This window comes from Streptomyces sp. NPDC008001 (genome assembly GCF_042958085.1).
GTDB lineage: Bacteria > Actinomycetota > Actinomycetes > Streptomycetales > Streptomycetaceae > Streptomyces.
In genome coordinates this window covers 268907-291231 of the sequence record NZ_JBIBIZ010000011.1, presented here as the reverse complement: position 1 = coordinate 291231, position 22325 = coordinate 268907, and the positions used below count along the sequence as shown (strand labels likewise).

Genomic DNA, 22325 nt, shown 5'->3' with positions numbered 1-22325 from the left:
GACATGCAGATGACGGACGACTCCAGCCCCTGGCTGATCGTGGGCCTGGGCAACCCCGGGCCGGAGTACGCGGGCAACCGCCACAACGTGGGCTTCATGGTCGCGGACCTGCTCGCGGAGCGGATGGGCGCCAAGTTCAAGGCCCACAAGGCATCGCGGGCCCAGGTCGTCGAGGGCCGCCTCGGGGCGCCCGGCCCGGCGGCCCGGCGGGTCGTGGTCGCCAAGCCGATGTCGTTCATGAATCTGTCGGGCGGACCGACGGCCGCGCTGCGCGACTTCTACAAGGTGCCCGTGGAGCGGGTGATCGCCGTCCACGACGAGCTGGACGTCGACTACGGGACGCTGCGGCTGAAGCTCGGCGGCGGCGACAACGGCCACAACGGCCTGAAGTCGATCACGAAGGCGCTGGGCCCGGACTATCTCCGGGTGCGGTTCGGGATCGGCCGGCCGCCGGGCCGGATGCCCGTCGCGGACTTCGTCCTGAAGGACTTCTCGTCGGCGGAGCGCAAGGAGCTCGCCTACGAGGTGGACCGGGCCGCGGACGCGGTCGAGTCACTGATCGTGGACGGCCTGGAGCGCGCCCAGAGCACGTACAACAACTGACACCTGCTTCTCGAACGGCGGCCCCGGCTGACTCTGTCAGCCGGGGCCGCCGTCGTTCCAGGGCTCGGTGAGCCGTCAGCCGGTGTTGCGGAGGCCCGCCGCAACGCCGTTGACGGTCAGCAGCAGGGCGCGGCCCAGCAGGGGATCCGGCGTCTCGCCGCGCTCGGCGGCCTGCCGCTGCCGGTGCAGCAGCGTCACCTGCAGGTACGAGATCGGGTCCAGGTACGCGTCCCGCACGCGGAACGTCTGCCGCAGGACCGGGCTCGCGTCGAGGAGCTCCGCCTCGCCGGTGATCCGCAGGACCTCCTGGACGGTCAGCTCGTGCTCGGCCTTGATGACGTCGAAGACGTGCTTGAGCTCGTCGGGCACGAGGGTGTCGACGTAGTGCTGCGCGATGCGCAGGTCGGTCTTGGCGAGCGTCATCTCGACGTTGGACAGGAAGTTCTGGAAGAAGTGCCAGTGCTCGTGCATCTCGTCCAGGACGGTGTCCAGGCCGGCCTCGCGGGCGGCCTTGAGGCCGGAGCCGACGCCGAACCAGCCGGGCACGATCTGCCGGGACTGGGTCCAGCCGAACACCCACGGGATGGCCCGCAGGCCGTCCAGGCCCGCGCCGGAGTCGGGGCGGCGCGAGGGGCGCGAGCCGAGGTGGAGCTCGGCGAGCTGGTCCACCGGGGTGGAGGCGAAGAAGTACGCGGGCAGGTCGGGGTCCTCGACCAGGCGCCGGTAGGCGGAGTGGGCGGCGTCGGAGACGGTGTCCATGGCCGCGTCCCAGCGGGCGAGGGCCTCGTCGGACTGGCGGGGCGCGGTGTGCAGGGCGGAGGCCTGCAGGGTCGCGGCGACCGTCAGTTCCAGGTTCTCCCGGGCGAGGGCCGGGATGAGGTACTTGTCGGAGATGACCTCGCCCTGCTCGGTCACCTTGATCTCGCCCTCCAGGGTGCCCCAGGGCTGGGCGAGGATCGCGTCGTGGGTGGGGCCGCCGCCGCGGCCGACGGTGCCGCCGCGGCCGTGGAAGAGGCGCAGGCGGACGCCGTAGCGGTGGGCCACGTCGCGCAGGCGGCGCTGGGCGCGGTGGATCTCCCACTGGGAGGTGGTGATGCCGCCGAACTTGGAGGAGTCCGAGTAGCCGAGCATGACCTCCTGGACGTCGCCGCGCAGGGCGACCAGGCGCCGGTAGGAGGGGTCGGCGAGCATGTCGTCGAGGATGCGGTCGGCTTCCTTGAGCTCGTCCGTGGTCTCCAGGAGCGGCACGATGCCGATCTTCGCCCAGCCGGTGTGCAGGTCGATCAGGCCGGCCTCGCGGGCGAGGACGGCGGCCGCGAAGACGTCGTCGGCGCCCTGGCACATCGAGATGATGTACGACTCGACGACCTCGGGCCCGAACTTCTGCAGGGCCTCGCGGATGGTGCCGAAGACGCCGAGGGTCTTCGCGCCGGCCGCGTCGAGGGGCGCGGGGCTGGGGGCGAGCGGCCGGCGGGAGCGCAGCTCCTTGGCGAGGAGCTTGCGGCGGTAGTCGCGGGGCATGTCCGCGTAGCGCCAGGACTCCTCGCCGAGGCGGTCGAAGAGCTGGCCGAGGGCGTGGTGGTGGGCGTCGGCGTGCTCGCGGACGTCCATGGTGGCCAGGTGCAGGCCGAAGGCGGCGAGGGTGCGCAGGGCGCGCTCCAGGCGGCCGTCGGCGATCAGGCGGCCGCGGTGGGCGCGCAGCGAGTCCTGGAGGATCTGCAGGTCGGCGAGGAGCTCGGTGGTGCCGAGGTAGTCGCGGCCCTCCTCGTGCGGGGTGTTGCGGGCCAGCCGCTCGCGGGTGTTGACGAGCTTCTGGCGGACGCAGGTCGCCTTGAGGCGGTAGGGCTCCTCGGCGTTGAGGCGCTTGTAGCGGGGGCTGATCTCGGGCAGCAATTCGAGGTCGCGCTGGAGGGAGGAGAGGAGCTCCTCGGTGGCGCCGCTGTTGCGGATGGAGTTGGAGAGGGCGCCGCGCAGCTCGTCGACGAGGTCGAGGGCGTCGGTGATGCCGTGCTCGTACTGCAGGAGCAGCACGTCCCAGGTGACCTGCGGGGTCACGTTGGGATTGCCGTCGCGGTCGCCGCCGATCCAGGTGCCGAAGGTGAGCGGGCGGGTGGTGGCGGGCAGCGCGACGCCGACGCGCTCCAGCTCGGCGGCGAGGTCCTCCAGGACGTCGCCGACGGCGTTGGCGTGCAGCTCGTCCAGGTAGTAGATGGCGTTGCGGGCCTCGTCCGTGGGCTCGGGGCGGGCCACGCGCAGCTCGTCGGTCTGCCACAGCAGGTCGATGTTCTCGGCGAGGCGCAGGTCGGTGCGGCGCTTGTCGCCGGCGCCGCCGGCGGCCGGGCCGGGCACGGCGTCGAGCAGCTCGGCGATGCGGCGGAGCTTGTTGAGGACGCTGCGGCGGGCGGCCTCGGTGGGGTGTGCGGTGAAGACGGGGCGTACGCCGAGGTTCTCGACGGTCTGCCGCACGTGGTCGGGGTCGGCGTCCTTCAGCTGGTCGGCGGTGCGGGCGAGGATCGAGCCCTCGGCGGCGCGCTTGGCGCCGAGGTCGCGGCCGCGGTGCACCTGCTCGGTGACGTTCGCCAGATGGAAGTACGTGGAGAAGGCGCGGACGAGCTTGGCGGCGGTCTCCAGGTCGGTCGCGCCGAGCAACTCCGCGGCGGCCTCGCCGTCGCTGCGGGTGAGGGCGCGGACCTTCTCGACCAGGTCCAGGAGCTCTTCCCCCTCCTGGCGGACCAGCGTCTCGCCGAGGAGGTCGCCGAGGCGGCGGATGTCGGCGCGCAGGGCGGCGTTGGTGTTGTCGGCACTGCTCACAGGTGCGGCTCCTTGCAGAGTTTCTGGCACGTCTGGAGGGGTTGCGGACCGCGCTGTCCGACGCCCACCAGCATAGGTCGCCGCACGACGCGCGGTTGTCCACAGCCCTCTTGCTCCGTGCTCCCGCCCTGCCATACTTACGAAGCCGTAGGTTACGGAACCGTAGCCATGCCCCGACCCCCATGAGGGAACCCATGACTGCAAGCCCCGACGTGATCGAAGACGCGCCGAAGGCCCAGGAAGCCCCGCTCCCCTCCGCCACGCTGGGTGGCGACAGCAAGCGTTCCGTCGAACAGATCGCCCTGCTGCTGTTCATCACCGTGCCGTTCCTCGCCCTGGTCGCAGCGGTCCCGCTGGCCTGGGGCTGGGGCGTGAGCTGGCTGGATCTCGGCCTGATGGTGGCGATGTACTACATCGGCTGCCACGGGATCACGATCGGCTTCCACCGCTATTTCACACACGGCTCCTTCAAGGCCAAGCGGCCGCTGCGCATCGCTCTGGCGATCATGGGGTCGATGGCGGTGGAGGGCCCGCTCGTGCGCTGGGTCGCCGATCACCGGAGGCACCACCGCTTCTCGGACGCCGAGGGGGACCCGCATTCGCCGTGGCGCTTCGGCGATACGGTGCCGGCGCTGATGAAGGGGCTGTGGTGGGCCCACGTCGGCTGGATGTTCGACGAGGAGCAGACCCCGCAGCACAAGTACGCCCCCGACCTGATCAAGGATCCGCTGATCCGGGGGATCTCCCGCCAGTTCGTCCTGTGGACGTCCGTGTCGCTGCTGATCCCGCCGTTCGTCGGCGGTCTGGCCACCTGGTCCTGGCAGGGTGCGGCCACGGCGTTCTTCTGGGGTTCGCTGGTGCGGGTCGCCCTGCTGCACCATGTGACGTGGTCGATCAATTCGATCTGCCACGCCGTGGGCAAGCGGCCGTTCAAGTCGCGCGACCGCTCGGGCAACGTGTGGTGGCTGGCGATCCTGTCCTGCGGCGAGTCCTGGCACAACCTGCACCACGCGGACCCGACGGCGGCCCGGCATGGTGTGCTGAAGGGGCAGCTGGACTCCAGCGCCCGCCTGATCCGCTGGTTCGAGCAGGCGGGCTGGGCCTACGACGTGCGGTGGCCGAAGGCGGACCGCTTGGACTCCCGGCGGAAGGAGAGTGCCGCTCACGCGGCATGATTGACAGCGTGGCGATCGACAGCAAGACCACCAGTAACAAGGACCGGGCCCCGGCTGCGGGGACCCGTCGCACCCGGCGGGTGCGGATGACCGGCGCGGAGCGCCGGGAGCAGCTGCTGGACATCGGTCGCACGCTCTTCGCCGAGCGGGGGTTCGAGGGCACGTCGGTCGAGGAGATCGCGGCGAAGGCCGGGGTCTCCAAGCCGGTCGTCTACGAGCACTTCGGCGGCAAGGAGGGGCTGTACGCGGTGGTCGTCGACCGTGAGATGCGGCAGCTGCTGGACATGGTCACGGGGGCACTGACCGCGGGCCACCCGCGGGAGCTGCTGGAGCAGGCCGCCTTCGCCCTCCTCGACTACATCGAGACGTACACGGACGGCTTCCGCATCCTCGTCCGCGATTCGCCGGTGGCGCAGTCGACGGGCACGTTCGCGTCGCTGATCAGCGACATCGCCACCCAGGTCGAGGACATCCTGGGCCTGGAGTTCAAGGCCCGCGGCTTCGACGCGAAGCTCGCCCCGCTGTACGCCCAGGCCCTGGTCGGCATGGTCGCCCTGACGGGCCAGTGGTGGCTGGACGTCCGCAAGCCGAAGAAGGCGGAGGTCGCGGCGCACCTGGTGAATCTGGCGTGGCACGGTCTGGACGGCCTGGAGCCGAAACCACGACTCGTGGGTCACCGTCGCGCCTAGGACGCCCCGGCACCCCCGGGTCCGCCGCGGCGGATTCGTCCGAAGGGGCTCGCTCGCGGCCCCTTCACCGGCTCGCTACGACGAAGATCCGCCGGAACGGGAACACCGTGCCGTGGGGGCCCGCGGGGTACGCCTCGCGCAGGAGTGCCCCGTAGTCCGCCAGGAAGCGCGACGTCGCCCCCGCGTCGCCGCGGAGCGCCGTCAGGACCGGCCTCAGCGTCGTGCCCTTCGTCCAGTCCAGGACGGCGTCCTCGCCCGTCAGCACATGGGCGTACGTCGTCTCCCAGGCGTCCACCGTCAGGCCCAGGCCGGCGAGCCGCTCCAGGTACTCCGTGGGAGTGAGCACGTGGCCGGGCCGCTGGAGCCCGCCCAGCCGGTCCCGCCACGCCGCGCTCTCGCAGAGCTCGTGGAGCAGCACGTGGCTCGGTGCGCCGAAGTTCCCCGGCACGGTGAAGGCGAAGACCCCGCCCGGGACGAGCGCGCCCACCCACGCCGGGAACGACTCCTCGTGGCCCCGCACCCACTGGAACGTCGCGCTGGAGACGATCAGGTCGTACGTCTCCTCCGGCGCCCATTCCCGCAGGTCCGCGTGGGCGAAGGAGACGCCCCGCACGTGCGCACGCGCCTCCCGCAACATCTCCTCCGAGTTGTCCAGGCCTGTGATCCGCGCCTCCGGCCACCGCTCGGCGAGCAGCGCCGTAACGTTGCCCGGGCCGCAGCCCAGGTCCACGATCCGCGCGGGATCGCGCAGCGGCACGCGGGCCAGCAGGTCGGCGAAGGGGCGGGAGCGGGGGCCCGAGTGACGCAGATACTGCTCCGGGTCCCAGACAGGCGTGGCAGCGGAAGTCGTCATACCTCCAGGATCGCCACCCGAATATCTTGACGTCAAGAGACTTCATGTCGACAGACCCTCTACACTGATCGTCATGGAGGACGAGGTCGATCGGCTGGTTTCAGCGTGGCGCCGCGAGCGCCCTGACCTCGACGTGGAGCCACTCGAGGTGCTCAGCCGCGTGAGCAGGCTCGCCCGCCACCTCGACCGCGCCCGCCGCCTCGCCTTCGCCGAGCACGAGCTCGAACCGTGGGAGTTCGACGTCCTGACGGCGCTGCGCCGCGCCGGGGCCCCGTACCAGCTCTCCCCCGGGCAGCTGCTCACCCAGACGCTGGTCACCTCCGGCACGATGACCAACCGCATCGACCGGCTCGCCAAGAAGGGCCTGGTCCGCCGCGAGCCCGACCCGAGCGACCGCCGGGGCGTGCTCGTGCGCCTGACGGACGAGGGCCGGGACCGCGCCGACGAGGCCCTGGCCGGGCTCCTGGAGCAGGAGCGCGCCATCCTCGCCGAGCTGTCCCGCACCCAGCGCCGCGAGCTGGCCGATCTGCTACGCCAGCTGACCGCCCCGTTCGACAACACTCCCGGTTAGGTCCACCGGTCCCACCCCGGCCCGGCGCGCCAGCGCGACGGCCGCGAGCGTGGAGTGCACGCCGAGCTTCCCCAGGACGTTCTGCATGTGCGTGCGGACGGTGTGCGGGGAGAGGTACAGCCGCTCGGCAACGGCCTTGCGGCCCAGCCCGGCCACCATGCAGCGCAGCACCTCGCGCTCGCGCGGCGTCAGCGACTCGACCAGCCGCTCGCTCTCCGTACGGTGCTTCCGCGCCGCCGTGAGCTCCCGCAGCACGCCCGTGAGCAGGGCGGGCGGCAGATGCGTCTCGTCGCGCAGGACGCCCCTGATGACGGCCAGCAGCCGGGACAGCGAGCAGTCCTTGGCCACCCAGCCCCCGGCGCCCGCCTGCAGGGCCGCCGCGGCCCGCCGCGGGTCGTCGCGCTCGGCGAGCACGACCGTCCGCACCGCGGGGTGCGCGCTGCGGACGCCGGCCACGAGCGAGATCCCGTCGACCGCGCCCTCGCCCGGCCCGCCGCCCTCGTGCACCGGCCCGCCGTGCGCCGGCCCGTGGCCCGGCCCGAGGGCCGCACCGTGCGGCACGGGCCCCCTGAGCTGGCCCGGCACACCGCCGCCGTCCTGCCCGACCGTGCCCAGATCGGCATCGATCAGCAGCACGTCGAAGCGCCGTCCCTCGGCCGCCGCCCGCTCCAGCGCGCGCAGCGCCGCCGGCCCGCTGCCGGCCGCCGAGACGTCCACGTCCTGCTCGGCCGCGAGGGCGGCGGCGAGCGACTCGGCGAAGATGCGGTGGTCGTCGACCACCAGTACCCGAATACGTGCCACTGCCACCCCCACATTCCCGGGCGGCGGTCAGTGCGGGTACGGCGCCCGGTCCGGGGCCGCCACACACCGCACGGCCGCCGCCGCACTTGTCGACTTGCACCCCGCCCCGGGCGTCGTACCTGCCTGTCGCGCCCCCTGATCAGCGCCGGCCCCCACCGACGCTGTGCATCAGCGTACGGCGGGGGTCCCGCAACGGAAGCCGATTGGCAAAACTGCTCGACCCGCCTGTTTATGGTGAGCTTTCTGTTCAGTATTGAGGCAGTGAACGACGTGGAACGACGCGAAGTTGACCATGCCCGACTGCACGATCACGGAGGACCTGCCGGCTCCTCCTCACCCCGCACGCCGACCTCACCTCCGCCGTCGCCCGGGAACTCCCGCCGCGCCCCACCGCTCGCCACCGCCGCGAAGACCCGCGGCGGGCGGTGCCCGGCCGCGGCGAAGGCGGCTGTGACGGCCGCGCCCACCGCCTCCGCCCCGCCCTCCTCCACGAGCGCCAGCGCCGATCCCCCGAACCCCGCGCCCGTCATCCGCGCCCCGAGCGCGCCCGCTCCGTTCGCGACCGCGACGGCCAGGTCGAGCTCCGGGCACGAGACGGCGAAGTCGTCGCGGAGGGAGGCGTGCCCGGCGGTCAGCAGCGGACCGGCCTTGCGCGGCTCGCCCGCGGCGAGGAGTGCCACGACGTCCCGCACGCGCTCGTCCTCCGTCACGACGTGCCGCACCAGCGGCCGCAGGGCCGGGTCGGCGAGCGCTCCCAGCGCCGCCTCCAGCTCCCCGTACGGCACGTCCCGCAGTGCCCGTACGCCCAGGGCCCGTGCCGCCGCCTCGCAGCCCGCCCGCCGCGCCGCGTAGGCGCCGTCCGCCAGGGCGTGCCGGACGCGGGTGTCCACGACGAGGAGCCGCAGGCCGTGGGCGGCCAGGTCGAAGGGCACCTGCCGCAGCGCGGGCCCGCGGGTGTCGAGGTGCAGGGCGTGGCCGGGGACGCAGCAGGCGGACGCCGTCTGGTCCATGACGCCGCAGGGGACGCCCACGAAGGCGTTCTCGGCGCGCTGGGCCAGCCGGGCCAGGGCGGGGCGGTCGCACGGGGCGGCCCCGTGCAGCTCGGTCAGCGCCAGGGCCGTCGCGACCTCCAGGGCGGCGGAGGACGACAGCCCCGCGCCCGCCGGGACGTCGCTCTCCACGTACACGTCCGCGCCGCCGACCGGCAGGCCGGCCTCGCGCAGCGCCCAGGCGACGCCGGCCGGGTAGGCGGCCCAGCCCGTCACGCGGCCGGGGGCGAGGCCGTCCAGGGGCAGTCCGGCCGGGCCCGGCACGTCGCGCGAGCGCAGGCGCAGCACGCCGTCGGTCCGGGCCGCGGCGGCCACGCGGGTGCGCTGCGGCAGCGCGACCGGCAGGACGTGGCCCTCGTTGACGTCCGTGTACTCGCCGATGAGGTTGACCCGGCCGGGCGCGGACCAGACGCCCTCCGGGGCGTACCCGTAGGCGTCCTCGAAGCCCGTCACGGCACCGCCGGTCACTGTTCCGGTCCGCGGCGCGCGAACTCCCAGGCGTCGGCGACGATTCCGGCGAGGTCCGGGCGGCGCGGCGTCCAGCCGAGGGTCTCCCGGGCGCGCTCGGCGGAGGCGACGAGGACGGCCGGGTCGCCGGGGCGGCGCGGGGCGGTGGTCTGCGGGACGGGGTGGCCGGTGACCTTGCGGACGGTCTCGATCACCTCGTGGACGGAGAAGCCGTTGCCGTTGCCCAGGTTGCAGATGAGGTGTTCGCCGTCGCGCGCGGCGGAGAGGGCCAGCAGGTGGGCCTCGGCGAGGTCGGCGACGTGGATGTAGTCGCGGATGCAGGTGCCGTCCGGGGTGGGGTAGTCGTCGCCGTAGACGGCGACGGCCTCGCGCTCGCCGCGGGCCACCTGCAGGACGAGCGGGATGAGGTGGGTCTCCGGGGCGTGCCGCTCGCCGTAACGGCCGTGCGCGCCCGCCACGTTGAAGTAGCGCAGGGAGACGGCGGCCAGGCCGTGGGCGGTGCACTCGCCGCTGATCATGTGGTCGACGGCGAGCTTGGTGGCGCCGTAGGGGTTGGTGGGGGCCGTGGGGGCGTCCTCGGTGAGGGGGACGGCGTCCGGTTCGCCGTAGACGGCGGCCGTGGAGGAGAAGACCAGGGTGCGCACGCCGGCGTCGCGCATGGCGGCGAGCAGGCCGGCGGTGCCGCCGACGTTGTTGCGCCAGTACGGTTCGGGGTCGGCGACGGACTGGCCGACCTGCGAGAAGGCCGCGAAGTGCAGCACGGCGTCGTAGGAGCTGTCGAGCCACTGCCCGGCGTCCTGCACGCGGCCCTCGATGAAGGCCGCACCGGCCGGGACGGCGGCCCGGTGGCCGGTGGAGAGGTCGTCGAGGACGGTCACGGCGTGCCCGGCGGCCAGCAGGTGCGCCGCCACGACGCTCCCGATGTAGCCCGCGCCGCCCGTGACCAGGCACTTCCTGCTGCTCTCGCTCATTTGCCCGCTACCTCTCGCAGTCGCTCCGCCGCGGCCTCCGGCGGCACATCGTTGATGAACACGTTCATGCCGGATTCGGAACCCGCGAGGAACTTCAGCTTTCCGGGGGCCCGGCGGATGGTGAAGAGCTCGAGGTGGAGCGCGAATTCACTCCTGCGGGGGTGCCGGAGGGGCGCCTGGTGCCACGCGGAGACGTACGGGGTGGGCGGCTCGCCCTCGCCGAAGATCCGGTCGAACCGGCGCAAGAGTTCCAGGTAGACCTGTGGGAACTCTGTGCGGGCGGCGTCGTCCAGGGCGAGCAGGTCGGGCACGCGGCGGCGGGGGTGGAGGTGCACCTCGTAGGGCCAGCGGGCGGCGTACGGGACGAAGGCCGTCCAGTGGGCAGTGTCGAGGACGACGCGGCTGCCGTCCTCGCGCTCGGCGGCCACGGTGTCGTCGAAGAGGTTGCGCCCGCCCGTGCGGGCGGCGTGCGCGGCGGCCGAGGCCAGCATGCGCTCGGTGCGCGGGGTGACGAAGGGGTAGGCGTAGATCTGGCCGTGCGGGTGGCCGAGGGTGACGCCGATCTCCTCGCCGCGGTTCTCGAAGCAGAACACCTGCCGCACGGACGGGAGCGCGGCCAGTTCGGCGGTGCGGTCGGTCCAGGCGGCGAGGACGAGGGCGGCGCGGTCGGGGCCGAGGGCGGCGAAGGAGGTGTGGTGGTCGGCCGTGAAGCAGACCACCTCGCAGCGGCCCGCGTTGCCCGTCAGCGAGGGGAACCGGTTCTCGAAGACGGCCACTTCGTAGTCGGAAGCGGGGATCTCGGTGGGGCGGCCGGGGCGCGAGGGACAGAGGGGGCACGCTTCCGCGGGCGGGAGGAAGGTGCGGGTCTGGCGGTGCGAGGCGATGACCACGTCCTCGTCGAGGATCGGGTCGTGGCGGATCTCGGTGAGGGTGGTCGTGACGGGGTGAAGGGGGCGGGGGTCGTCCGCGGGCTCGCGTATGACGTCGCCGTCGAGGTCGTAGTAGATCAGCTCGCGGCCGTCGGCGAGCTTGGTTGCCGTCTTCCTCACGGGGCGCGCTGGGCTCACGGCTTTCTTCTCCCCACCCCGCCCCTTCCCGTAACCGGGGTGAGCCCCCCGGGCCCCGGCCGCGCTGAACGCGCGGTGTCCTCAAACGCCGGACAGGCTTGATTTCGTTGCGGCTTCCGCAAGAGCAAGGCGTTGGCCCCCAACACACTCAGCCCGTCCGGCGTTTGAGGACCGGGGTCCGGGGCGGAGCCCCGTGCTACGGGCCTGCAGGACCCCGCGGCGGCGGCAACGGCCCCGGCCCCGCGGCCGCCCGGTCCAGCAGCCCCGTGCGGGCGGCGAGCGCCGCCGCCTCCAGCCGCGACCCCACCCCCAGCTTCATCAGCACCCGCTGCACGTGCGTGCGGGCCGTGCTCGGCGCTATGCCCATGCCGGCCGCGATCAGGCGGGTGTCCTCGCCCTCGGCGACCCGGACCAGGACCTCGACCTCCCGCGGGGTGAGGAGCTGGAGCAACCGCGCGCCTTCGTCGTCGGGCTGGGCGGCGGGGTTGAGCAGCTCCGTGAACGCGCCCTGCAGGAGCTGCGGATCGACCGCCGCCTCGCCCGCCCGCGCCTTCATCATGGCGCGCTCGACGCCCTCGATCCGCTCGTTGTGCCGCACGTAGCCCGAGGCGCCGGCGGCGAAGGCGGCCGCGATGCCGAGCGGGCTCGGGACGGGCCCGAGCACGACGACGGCCACCTGCGGGCGGTCGCGCTTGATCCGGACGATCGGATCGAAGGCCCCCGGCTCGGCGGGCGTGGCGGTGCCCAGCAGGCACACCTCGGGTGCGCGGCTCACCACGAGATCGGCGGCGCCCGCGCTCGGCGCGGCCGCGGCCAGGACCCGGTGCCCGCGCAGCTTCAGGGCCGAGGCGAGCGCCTCGGCCAGCAGTCGGTGATCGTCGACCACCATGAGCCGCACGCCCATGCGCTTGCCCCCTGTCGCCCCGCGTACGTCTCTACGTCTCCTTGTCGACCCCTCGACCCCGGAAGCTACACGCTTGTTCGACGTTGCGCGCCCCTTACCGGTGAGAAGTCCCCCGGAATGCCGAAATCCCTGCCAATCACGTGTACTTCGCGACTGAAACGGATCGTTCAGGCACGGCAGCGCGACGAGCAGGGATACGACGTGTCCGGTGTCAATTGTGCTTGATCACGGCGCCAAGCGGTCGTAAACCGCTGTACCGGCGGCGCCGTGATCACGTGGCGTCAACGGGGGCGACGGCCTCCGCGTCAGCCTTCCGCGTCAGCTCGCTCCGAAGACGAGCATGGTGTACTGCTTCCCCAGCACGGCGGAGCTGCGGTGGGCGTAGTTCGTGCCGAGGAAGAGCCGGCCCTGGGCCCACAGGCCCTGCTGGAAGTCGGGCGACAGGTCCCGCTCGGGCTTGGACGTCTCGTCGGCGTTCTTCAGCAGCACGTCGGCCTTGTACGTCTTGGGGTCGATGCGCAGCACCTTGCCGCCGGCGTTGTAGGTCGCGATCTGGTACGCGACCGGGTAGCCGTCCTTGTCGACGCCGAGGGGCACGAGGCTGGAGCCGGGGGTGCCGTCCGTCTTGCCCTTGGTCTGGCCGCTGGCCAGGTCGAAGGCGACGATCTCGTTGACGCGGCCGGCCTGGTTCGGGTCGCCGGAGGAGTGGTCCTCGGTCGGCATGTAGAGCGTGTCCTTGGTGATGGACAGCTTGGTGCAGCCCTCGACCTCGGTCGACGGGCAGCGCGGCTCGTACTTGCCGTTGTCCGTGGAGATCTTGCTGCGCAGCTTGCCGTCCTTGGCGCTGTCGTCGATCACCAGGAAGTCGGAGGCGCCGTTGCCCTTGTTGCCGCCCGCGTTGACGGCGACGACGAGCGGGTCGGTGGAGGCGACGTGCGGCCAGGCGAGGCCGGGCGGCATCTGGTACGAGGACTTCACGGCGCCCGACTTGGGGTCGAGCGTCTGGATGGTGACGATGCCCCGCTCGATGTCACCGCAGCGGCGCACGGCCACGAGCTTGCTGCCGCCGCCGTAGCCGGCGTCGCGGCAGTCGTCGCCGTCGGCCTTGGGCTTCCACAGCTCCTTGCCGTCCTCCAGCGCCCAGGCGGCGCCTCCGCTGATGCCGCCCGCGGCGACGGTGCCGCCGCCGATGGTGACCTCGGAGAAGGTCATGTCGCGGTCGCCGTTCTTGGCCGACTTCTGCCAGAGCTTGGTGCCCTTGTTGACGTCGAAGGCGATGACCTGGGTGCAGGGGCCGCCGTACTTCTTCTCGTCGCTGGGCTTGCCGTCGCTGACCAGGACGACGGCCTTGCCGTCGTCGGTGGCCTGCGGGCTGGACCAGCAGACGGCGCCGTCGAGCGGGAGTTCCCACTTCTTGCCGCCGGAGAGGCCATAACCGACGATCTTGTACACGTCGGCCTTGGCGACCGCCTGGTCGGTGGCCCACATGCCCTTCATGTTGACGAGGTCGTCGACCTTCTCCTGCTCGACGTTGAAGAGCAGCTTGCCGTCGAGGGACTTGGGCTTGCCGCCGCCTCCGCTGCCGCCCTTGTTGCCGGTGCCGCCGTTGCCGCCGGTCTGGCCGTTGCTGGAGACGTTGGGCGTGTCGTCGTCGCCACCGCGGGTGGCGAACCAGATGCCGCCGCCCGCGAGGACGAGGACGGCCGCCACGGCACCGGCAATGATCGCCATGCGCTTCTTCTTGGCGCCGTCACCGCCGTTGCCGCCGGCGCCGCCGGGCGCACCGGGGTACTGGCCGGGCGCACCGTACGGGCCGGGCTGCTGCGGGTACGCGTTGTACTGCGGGTAGCCCTGGGCGGGCTGGCCGGCGGGCGGCTGGCCCGGGCCCGGGTAGCCGTAGCCGCCCGGGGGCGGGGTCTGCGGCGCGGCGGGCGGAGGCGGGGGCGGCGGGGTCTGCGGGTATCCGTAGCCGGGCTGCGACGCTCCCGGCGGGGGGCCCGGAGGGCCCAGCGGAGGGGCGGGCGGGCCCTGCGGGGGCTGCTGCGGCGGATAGCCGTACGAGGGGCTGGGTGCCCCGAAGCCCTGCGGCGGCTGGTTGGGCGGCTGGGGCGGGGGCGGTGTTGACATCAGCTTTCCTCGTTGCGGCGGGGCTGGCGGATGTTCTTTTTATCACCCGGTACTGACGGGACACGGGTCGAGACCGGCCCGTGACGAGACTGTTGCCGCTACCGGACAACCGGCCCGGTGAAGGGGGCGTCCCCCTTCACCTCCGGGCCGCCGCCGGAACGGCTACGCGTCCTCCGCCAGTTCGAGCCAGCGCAGCTCCAGTTCCTCGCGCTCGTTCGCCAGCTGCCGCAGTTCCGCGTCGAGTTTGGCGACCGCCTCGAAGTCGGTGGCCTGCTCGGCGATCTGCGCGTGCAGCTTCGCCTCCTGCTCGCTGATGCGGTCGAGCCGGCGCTCGATCTTCTGCAGTTCCTTCTTCGCCGCGCGCGCGTCCCCCGCGGACTTCTGCTTCGGGGCGTCGGCCGCCGGTGCCGCGGCCGGGGCGGCGGCGGGCGCGGCAGCCTCGATCACGCGCTGCCGCCGCTCCAGGTACTCGTCCAGGCCGCGCGGCAGCATCCGCAGGGCCTGGTCGCCGAGGAGCGCGAAGACCCGGTCGGTGGTGCGCTCGACGAAGTACCGGTCGTGGCTGATGACGACCATCGAGCCGGGCCAGCCGTCGAGGAGGTCCTCCAGCTGGGTCAGGGTCTCGATGTCGAGGTCGTTGGTGGGCTCGTCGAGGAAGAGGACGTTGGGCTCGTCCATCAGCAGGCGCAGGATCTGCAGCCGGCGGCGCTCACCGCCGGACAGGTCGCCGACCGGCGTCCACTGCTTCTCCTTGGTGAAGCCGAACTTCTCGCACAGCTGTCCCGCCGTCATCTCCCGGCCCTTGCCGAGGTCCACGCGGTCGCGCACCTGCTGGACGGCCTCCAGCACCCGCTTGGCCGGGTCGAGTTCGCCGACCTCCTGCGAGAGGTAGGCCAGCTTGACGGTCTTGCCGACCACGACCTTGCCCGCCGCCGGCTGCTTCTCGCCCTGGGTGGCGGCGGCGTCCGCGAGCGCTCGCAGCAGCGACGTCTTGCCCGCGCCGTTGACGCCGACGAGGCCGACCCGGTCGCCGGGGCCCAGCTGCCACGTCAGGTGCTTGATGAGCTCCTTGGGGCCGGCCTGGACGGTGACGTTCTCCAGGTCGAAGACGGTCCTGCCGAGCCGGGAGCTCGCGAACTTCATCAGCTCGGCGCTGTCGCGCGGCGGCGGCACGTCCGCGATCAGCTCGTTCGCGGCCTCGATGCGGAAGCGGGGCTTGCTCGTGCGGGCCGGGGCGCCGCGGCGCAGCCAGGCCAGTTCCTTGCGCATCAGGTTCTGCCGCTTGGCCTCTTCGGTGGCGGCGATGCGCTCCCGCTCGGCGCGCGCGAAGACGTAGTCGCTGTAGCCGCCCTCGTACTCGTGGACGACGCCGCGCTGCACGTCCCACATGCGCGTGCACACCTGGTCGAGGAACCAGCGGTCGTGCGTCACGCAGACGAGCGCCGAGCGGCGCTGCTGCAGGTGGCGGGCGAGCCAGGAGATGCCCTCGACGTCGAGGTGGTTGGTGGGCTCGTCCAGGACGATCAGGTCCTGGTCGGCGATCAGGAGCTTCGCGAGGGCGATGCGGCGGCGCTCGCCGCCGGACAGCGGGCCGATGACCGTGTCCAGGCCGTCGGCGAAGCCGGGCAGGTCCAGCCCGCCGAAGAGGCCCGTCAGCACGTCGCGGATCTTCGCGCTGCCCGCCCACTCGTGGTCGGCCAGGTCGCCGATGACCTCGTGGCGGATGGTCGCCGCGGGGTCGAGGGAGTCGTGCTGCGTGAGCACGCCGAGGTGCAGGCCGCCGGCGTGCGTGACCCGGCCCTTGTCCGCCTCCTCCAGCTTGGCGAGGATCCGGATCAGGGTGGTCTTGCCGTCACCGTTGCGGCCGACCACACCGATCCGGTCGCCCTCGTTCACGCCGAGGGAGATGCCGTCGAGGAGTGCACGGGTGCCGTACACCTTTTCGACGGCTTCCAGATTGACGAGGTTGGCTGCCATGCCGCTCCTTGCTCGGGGGTCCTGGCTCCAAGGATCCCATGCCCCCGGGCGAGCGGTTCCGGGGCCGGTCCCGGCCCCCGGTTCACCGCGCCGCCTCCACCGGCCGCGCCCGGAGCGCCCACCAGGTGGGGACCAGGGTCGCCGCCAGCGTCAGGACCGCCGCCGTTCCCACCACCGCCAGGAAGATCTCCGGCGGCCCGGCGGGGAGGGCCGTGCGGCCCAGCGCCATGCTGAAGGGGACCAGGGTCGTGGCCGCGGCCGCGGTGCCCAGGAGGAGGCCGACCGCGGCCACCAGCCCGCCCTCCACCGCCATCATCCGCAGCACCTGCCCGCGCGTGGCCCCGGTGAGCCGCTGGAGGGCGAACTCCTTGCGGCGGTTGCCGACGGCGACGGCCGTCGTGTTGACGACCGACAGCGCCGTGTACGCGACGAGCATCCCGATGATCAGGTAGTTCACCGACGCCTGGGTGCGGTTGTCCCGTGCGTGGGCCGCGGTGACAGCTTCCCGTCCGGCGACCTTCAGCTCCGGGCGCTGCGCGGCCAGGGCGGTGAGGCCGGCCATCAGCCGGTCCCGGTCGCCGGCCGCCCGCACCAGGAGCTGCGCCGGCAGGCCCGCGGTCGTGTGCGGGGCGAGGAGCCCGGCGCTGGTCAGCGCGGACTCGAACCCTTCGCGGCCCTTGAACAGCGCCACGATCCGCACGTCCACGGGCGTGCCGTCGCCGAGCCGGATGCCGATCGTGTCCCCCACCCCGCGGTGCATGCGGTGCGCGATGCTCTCCGGCAGGGCGATGGTGCTGCCGGAGAGGTCGGCGAGGCGGCCGGCGGTCACGTCGGCGGCGAGGGTCTGCGCCGCGCCCTCCGCGCTGACGCCCTGCAGGCGCAGGCCCTTCTTGTTCTCGCCGCCGTCGTGCGGCTTCTCGGTGTACGCGGTGCTCGTGACGTACGCGCTCGCCCCGGCGACGCCCGGCAGCGCGCGGACCCGCGCGAGCAGCGCCGGGTCGGTCCCGCCCGCCGCCGAGGTGAGGACGGCGTCGGCCCGCAGGTTCTCCGCGAACGCCTCTTCGGTGACGGCGGCCGTGGTGGTCTGCAGGTAGAGGTTGCCGGTGGCGATGGCGGTGGCCAGCATGACCGGCGTGGCGACGGCCGCCGTCCTGGCCGTACGGGCGGCGGCGTTGAGCACGGCGAGGCGCCCGGCGGGGCCGGTGAGCAGACGCACGGGCCAGTACAGGAGGAGGGTGACGGCTTTGGCGAACCACGGGCCGAGGAGGGCGAGGGCGATGGCGCAGCACATCACGGTCGGCCCGGCGGTGCTCGCCGCCACGGGGCCGCGCAGGACGAGCGAGGTGACGAGGGTGAGGGCGATCGTGCCCGCCAGGAACACCAGCCCGAGGACGATCCGTACGGGGTGCAGGCCGGGCTTCTGGACGGCGGCCTCGCCGAGCGCTTCCACGGGCCTGGCGCGCACCGCCCGGGCGGTGCCGAGCAGCCCGCCGAGCACGGCGGTCAGGAGCAGCGCCCCGTAGGCGGGCACGGCCGGGATCCAGCCCTGGCTGAAGCGGACGGTGTCGGCGACCATGCCGCTGTCGACCAGGGTGCCGAAGAGCAGCCGGCCCGTGGCGGGCCCGGCGGGCCAGGCCGCGGCGCCCGCGAGCGCCATGACCATGAGGGTCTCCCCCAGCAGCATCCGCCGCAGCTGGCCGGTGGTCGCGCCGATCGCCCGCAGCAGGGCCAGTTCCCGGCTGCGCTGCTGCGCGGACAGGGCGACGGTCCCGGCCACCACGAACGCCGCGACGAGGACGACGAGCCCGCCGACCACGCCCGACAGCGCGACGAGGTCCTCGCCGCCCTGCATGACCTCGGGGTGCTCGACGGCGCCCCGGTCGTCGCCGGAGAGGAGAGTGACGGGCTGTCCGGCCAGGGCCTCGGCCACGCCCTTGCGGACGGCGCCGGGGTGCGCGCCGGGGGCGAGAGTGACGGCGATGTCGGCGACGGTGTCCGGCCGGCCCGAGAGGCGGGCCGCTTCGGGCTCCGAGAAGAAGAGGGTGGCCCGGGGGACGTCCCGGCCGGGCGCGGGCCGGGCGATGCCGCTCACGCGGTACGGGGCGGAGGCGCCGTGCGCGGCGATCCGGACCCGGTCGCCGGTCGTGACGCCCGCGCGGTGCGCGCTCGCGGCGTCGAGGACCACGTCGCCGGGCCCGGCGGGGGCGGTGCCCGAGCCGAGGACGTACGGGGTGAGCGCCGCGGACTCCCAGCCGTGGGCCTCGGCGGCGACGGGCCGCGGGCCGAGCACGGCGGCGTCGAAGGTGCGCTCGCCGGTGGCGGTCCGCACGCCGGGGACGGCGCGCAGGGTGCCGGCGAGGGAGGCCGGGAGTTCGACGCGTTCGGGGAGGGCGGTCGTCCTCTTGTGCTTCTTGCTGGTCGCCACCTGGTGGGTGCGGTCTCCCGTGACGAGCAGGCCGGCGCCCGCGAGGCGCTGGGGAGGCGCGGTGTTGCGGATGCCGGTCTCCATCAGGCCCCCGCAGGCCATGACGAGCGTGGCGCCGATGAACAGCGCGAGGAAGGTGGCGGTGAAGCCGCCGATACGGTGGCGCAGCGAACGCGCTGCGAGCTTGCCCATCACGGGCTCCACGCTAGGGACGCGGCCCGCCCCGCCCCATGGGAACAGCAGGTCAACGGGGGTGGGGGTAGCCCTACCGCGGGGCGTGGGGCGCACCGCCGGCGACGAGCCGGGCGGGCGCCCGCACGCTGCTTCCGGGTGCGCCGGGTGCTACTCGCCGAAGGGGTGGACGGTCGCGCCGGGGACCGGGCCCGCCGCGACCCTGACCGCCCGGCAGGTGCCCGAGGCCTTCAGGGCTTCCGCGACCTTCTCGGCCTGGGACTCGTCGCTGACGAGGAACGCCGTGGTCGGGCCGGAGCCCGAGACCATCGCCGCGAGCGCGCCCGCCTCCGTGCCGGCCGCGAGCGTCGCGCTCAGCGAGGGCCGCAGCGAGACCGCCGCCGCCTGCAGGTCGTTGCCGACCGCGGCCGCCAGCGCCACCGCGTCCCCGGCGCGCAGGGCCTCCAGCAGCGCGGGCGAGGGGTCCGGGGCGGGGACGGGCGAGTCCGCGCGCAGCCGGTCGCACTCCCCGTACACGGCGGGGGTCGACAGGCCGCCGTCGGCGACGGCGAACACCCAGTGGAAGGTGCCGCCGGTCTCGACGGGGGTCAGGAGCTCGCCCCTGCCGCGGCCCAGGGCCGCCCCGCCCACCAGGCTGAACGGCACGTCGCTGCCCAGCTCGGCGCAGATCTCCAGCAGTTCTTCGCGCGAGGCGGCCGTGCCCCACAGCTCGTCGCACGCGAGCAGCGCGCCCGCACCGTCCGCGCTGCCGCCCGCCATGCCGCCGGCGACGGGGATGTCCTTGCTGATGTGGATGTGGACGTTCGCCTCCCGGCCGTGCCGCGCGGCGAGGGCCAGGGCGGCGCGGGCCGCGAGGTTGCTCGCGTCCAGCGGCACCTGACCGGCGTCCGGGCCGGAGCAGGTCACCCGCAGCTCGTCCGCCGCGGTCACCGTGACCACGTCGTACAGGCCGACCGCCAGGAAGACGTTGGCCAGGTCGTGGAAGCCGTCCGGGCGCAGCGGGCCGACCGCCAGCTGGACGTTGACCTTCGCGGGGACGCGCACAGTCACGGAACCGGCCGCGGTCACTGAGCGGCACCCTTCTGCTCGGCGATGGCGGCGAACTCGTACACGGTCAGGGCCTCGCCGCGCGCCTGCGGCGACACACCGGCCGCCACCAGGGCGGCCTCGGCGGCGGCCGCGGAGCCGGCCCAGCCGGCCAGCGCCGCCCGCAGCGTCTTGCGGCGCTGGGCGAACGCCGCGTCGACGACGGCGAAGACCTCGTCCTTCGTCGCGGTCGTCTCGATCGGCTTGTCCCGGCGGACCAGCGACACGAGGCCCGAGTCGACGTTCGGCGCGGGCCAGAAGACGTTGCGCCCGATGGCGCCCGCGCGCTTGACCTCCGCGTACCAGTTGGCCTTCACGGAGGGCACGCCGTAGACCTTGTTGCCGGGGGCGGCGGCGAGCCGGTCGGCGACCTCGGCCTGGACCATGACGAGCGTGCGCTCGATGCCGGGGAAGCGGTCGAGCATGTGCAGCAGGACCGGCACGGCGACGTTGTAGGGCAGGTTGGCGACGAGCGCGGTCGGCGCGACCGGCAGCTCCTGCACGTGCATGGCGTCGCAGTGGACGAGCGAGAAGCGGTCGGCCCGCTCCGGCATGCGCGCGGCGATGGTCGACGGCAGGGCGGCCGCCAGCACGTCGTCGATCTCGACCGCGACGACCCGGTCGGCGGCCTCCAGCAGGGCGAGGGTCAGCGACCCCAGGCCCGGGCCGACCTCGACGACCACGTCGTCGGGCCGCACTCCGGCGGTGCGGACGATGCGCCGGACCGTGTTGGCGTCGATCACGAAGTTCTGGCCGCGCTGCTTGGTGGGGCGGACCCCGAGGGCTGCGGCCAGCTCACGGATGTCGGCGGGGCCGAGGAGGGCGCCGGGTTCGTCTGCGCTGGGGCTGGGGCTGGAGCTCACCCGTGAAGTTTACGGCCGCACACGGGCCACGGGCTCGCCCCCCGGCTGACGTAGAGCTTCTTCGCCCGCAGCGTCTGCTCGGAGGCGGGTGCGTCCTGCGGGCGGCCGCTGCCGCCGAGGGAGTGCCAGGTGTGGGTGTCGAACTGGTACAGCCCGCCGTACGTGCCGGAGGGGTCGACGGCGTCCGGGCGGCCGCCGGCCTCGCACTGGGCGAGCCCGTCCCAGTTCAGGCCGTCCGCGCCGGCGCTCTGGACGGACACCGGGCGGGCCTTGGTGCCGACGCGCACGATCTGGGGGCGGGGCTGCTGCACGGTCTCGGAGGCGATGCGGCGCGGCTTCTGCTTGACGCCGTTGACGGTGCGCAGCGCGTACGTGATGCGCTCCACGCCCTTCTCGCCGCGCTGGGAGACGACCTCGGTGCCCTTGAAGAGGGTGGGGTCGTCGTGGCGTTCGGTGGTGAAGTCGATGGGCTCCTCGCGGACCTCCTGGCTGCCGGTGATCCGCATGACGGAGATCGTCTGGCCCTCGCGGGGGAAGCTGTCGGGGTCGACGGAGGTGGTGTCCTCGCCGTGGAGGGAGATGCCGGCCTGTTCGACGGCCTCGTGGACGGTGGCGGCGTTGGTGCGGATGGTGCGCTCGCGGCCGTCGGCCATGAAGGTGACGGTGCGCTCGGTGCGCACGTCGAGGTCCAGGCCCTGGCGGCCGATGGGGGCGGACCGGTCGGCCGAGAGGTACGCACCCTCCGCGCGCACGCCGAGCTGCCGCAGGGCGCCGTCGACGGTGCGGGCGGTGGTCCACATGCGGTGGTGCTCGCCGTCGAGGGTGAGGGCCAGGGGGCGGCCGTAGCGGACGGAGATCTCGTCGCCGCGGGCGAGGTCGTGGCCGTGGCCGGGCGAGACGGCGTCGTGCTCGCCGAGGTCCATGCCCTGGTCGGCGAGGAGCTCGTCGACGTCGTCGGCGAAGGTGTGCAGGACGCGCTCGTGGCCGTCGACGGTCAGGCGGACGGTCTTGTCGTCGGCGACGAACGCGGACGTGCCGCCGGCCAGGAACGCGACGACGAGGGCCTGCGGGAGCAGTTTGCGCAGGGCGTCGGGGCGGTCGCCCGGGCGCTTGCGGCCGCGGCTGCCGGCGCGCCGGTCGGAGGCGGGGCGGGCCGCGGCGGTCTCCGGGGCCTCGCGCGCGGAGGGGGCTTCCACGGCGCCGTCCGCCGTCCCGCCGACGGCGTACGCCTCCCTGGTCAGGGGCTGGCGCGGCAGGTGCGGCGGCTCGTGGGGCAGGTCGTACGCCTGGTCGTCGTGCGGCCGGCCGGGGCCTGCGGACTCGCGCGGCTCGGGCAGGAACGGGTCGTACGGAGCCGGGCCCGGGCCGCCGGCCGCCGGCGCCGGTTCGTATATCGGGTAGGGCCCGACCGGGGCCACATAGGCGGCGTACAGGTCGTAGCGGCCGTCGAAGTACGGATCGTGCGGGTCGTACGGGTCGTGTGCGGCGTAGGGGCTGTAAGGGTCGAACGGGTCGTACGGCGGTGCTTCCGCCGCACCGCTGCGTGCGGCGCGGGGGCTGCCCTGTGCATGAGTCACGTGACGCTCCCCTGGGTCGGGCTTCGGCCCGGGACTGTAGCGGAGGGGACGTCACTCTCCAAAGTCGGATCATCACACGGTGTCGCGGGGCGCGGGGGCGTGCAGGGGGCGCGCGG

At 73.7% G+C, this 22325-nt stretch carries 17 protein-coding genes; 4 read left to right on the top strand and 13 right to left on the bottom strand.

Annotated features, from left to right (window positions below):
* The first annotated feature begins 9 nt into the window (after positions 1–9).
* Positions 10–603 (top strand): aminoacyl-tRNA hydrolase, encoded by a 594-nt coding sequence (gene pth / locus ACFZCD_RS29535; protein ID WP_391836103.1) that lies wholly within the window; start codon positions 10–12, stop codon positions 601–603.
* 75 nt (positions 604–678) lie between these two features.
* Here pth and ppc read toward each other — a convergent pair whose 3' ends face one another.
* On the bottom strand, positions 679–3414 hold the full coding sequence (gene ppc / locus ACFZCD_RS29530) for a phosphoenolpyruvate carboxylase (protein WP_391836101.1): 2736 nt from the start codon (positions 3412–3414) through the stop codon (positions 679–681).
* 194 nt (positions 3415–3608) lie between these two features.
* Between ppc and ACFZCD_RS29525 the strand changes: the two genes are divergently transcribed.
* Together ACFZCD_RS29525 and ACFZCD_RS29520 are read left to right on the top strand one after the other, a co-directional pair.
* A complete protein-coding gene (locus ACFZCD_RS29525; protein WP_391836099.1) occupies positions 3609–4589 on the top strand; it encodes an acyl-CoA desaturase in 981 nt (326 codons plus the stop codon).
* Complete coding sequence (locus ACFZCD_RS29520) at positions 4586–5278, top strand: TetR family transcriptional regulator (RefSeq protein ID WP_391836097.1); 693 nt, start codon at positions 4586–4588, stop codon at positions 5276–5278. The genes ACFZCD_RS29525 and ACFZCD_RS29520 overlap by 4 nt, the downstream gene beginning before the upstream one ends.
* A 64-nt stretch (positions 5279–5342) precedes the next feature.
* On the opposite strand, the gene ACFZCD_RS29515 is transcribed toward ACFZCD_RS29520, so the two are convergent.
* Positions 5343–6131 carry a trans-aconitate 2-methyltransferase gene (locus ACFZCD_RS29515; RefSeq protein ID WP_391836095.1) on the bottom strand — a complete coding sequence of 263 codons (789 nt, stop codon included), beginning with the start codon at positions 6129–6131 and terminating at the stop codon, positions 5343–5345.
* A 73-nt stretch (positions 6132–6204) separates the two neighbouring features.
* Between ACFZCD_RS29515 and ACFZCD_RS29510 the strand changes: the two genes are divergently transcribed.
* Entirely contained in the window at positions 6205–6702 is a 498-nt protein-coding gene (locus ACFZCD_RS29510; protein WP_391836093.1) for a MarR family winged helix-turn-helix transcriptional regulator, read from the top strand.
* On the opposite strand, the gene ACFZCD_RS29505 is transcribed toward ACFZCD_RS29510, so the two are convergent.
* From ACFZCD_RS29505 to ACFZCD_RS29455, 11 genes are all read right to left on the bottom strand, one after another.
* Positions 6661–7503 (bottom strand): LuxR C-terminal-related transcriptional regulator, encoded by an 843-nt coding sequence (locus tag ACFZCD_RS29505; protein ID WP_391836091.1) that lies wholly within the window; start codon positions 7501–7503, stop codon positions 6661–6663. The two genes, ACFZCD_RS29510 and ACFZCD_RS29505, sit on opposite strands and share 42 nt — an antisense overlap.
* Positions 7504–7811: 308 nt before the next feature.
* Positions 7812–9020: a galactokinase gene (gene galK / locus ACFZCD_RS29500; RefSeq protein WP_391836089.1), complete on the bottom strand. Its 1209-nt coding sequence runs from the start codon at positions 9018–9020 to the stop codon at positions 7812–7814.
* Complete coding sequence (galE, locus tag ACFZCD_RS29495) at positions 9017–9991, bottom strand: UDP-glucose 4-epimerase GalE (protein WP_391836087.1); 975 nt, start codon at positions 9989–9991, stop codon at positions 9017–9019. The genes galK and galE overlap by 4 nt, the downstream gene beginning before the upstream one ends.
* Positions 9988–11040 carry a galactose-1-phosphate uridylyltransferase gene (gene galT / locus ACFZCD_RS29490; protein WP_391836085.1) on the bottom strand — a complete coding sequence of 351 codons (1053 nt, stop codon included), beginning with the start codon at positions 11038–11040 and terminating at the stop codon, positions 9988–9990. The genes galE and galT overlap by 4 nt, the downstream gene beginning before the upstream one ends.
* Positions 11041–11254: 214 nt before the next feature.
* The gene (locus tag ACFZCD_RS29485) at positions 11255–11962 is read right to left on the bottom strand and encodes a response regulator transcription factor (RefSeq protein WP_391836083.1); all 708 of its coding nucleotides are present in this window, start codon (positions 11960–11962) and stop codon (positions 11255–11257) included.
* Between the two features lie 318 nt (positions 11963–12280).
* The gene (locus tag ACFZCD_RS29480) at positions 12281–14089 is read right to left on the bottom strand and encodes a PQQ-binding-like beta-propeller repeat protein (RefSeq protein ID WP_391836081.1); all 1809 of its coding nucleotides are present in this window, start codon (positions 14087–14089) and stop codon (positions 12281–12283) included.
* Between the two features lie 162 nt (positions 14090–14251).
* Positions 14252–16066: an ABC-F family ATP-binding cassette domain-containing protein gene (locus ACFZCD_RS29475; RefSeq protein WP_391836079.1), complete on the bottom strand. Its 1815-nt coding sequence runs from the start codon at positions 16064–16066 to the stop codon at positions 14252–14254.
* An 82-nt stretch (positions 16067–16148) separates the two neighbouring features.
* Positions 16149–18683: an ABC transporter permease gene (locus tag ACFZCD_RS29470; RefSeq protein WP_391836077.1), complete on the bottom strand. Its 2535-nt coding sequence runs from the start codon at positions 18681–18683 to the stop codon at positions 16149–16151.
* Positions 18684–18833: 150 nt separating this feature from the next.
* On the bottom strand, positions 18834–19751 hold the full coding sequence (locus ACFZCD_RS29465; RefSeq protein ID WP_391836075.1) for a 4-(cytidine 5'-diphospho)-2-C-methyl-D-erythritol kinase: 918 nt from the start codon (positions 19749–19751) through the stop codon (positions 18834–18836).
* On the bottom strand, positions 19748–20632 hold the full coding sequence (rsmA, locus tag ACFZCD_RS29460) for a 16S rRNA (adenine(1518)-N(6)/adenine(1519)-N(6))-dimethyltransferase RsmA (protein WP_391836073.1): 885 nt from the start codon (positions 20630–20632) through the stop codon (positions 19748–19750). Before rsmA ends, ACFZCD_RS29465 begins: the two co-directional genes overlap by 4 nt.
* On the bottom strand, positions 20629–22209 hold the full coding sequence (locus ACFZCD_RS29455) for a ubiquitin-like domain-containing protein (protein ID WP_391836071.1): 1581 nt from the start codon (positions 22207–22209) through the stop codon (positions 20629–20631). The genes rsmA and ACFZCD_RS29455 overlap by 4 nt, the downstream gene beginning before the upstream one ends.
* Positions 22210–22325 lie beyond the last annotated feature (116 nt).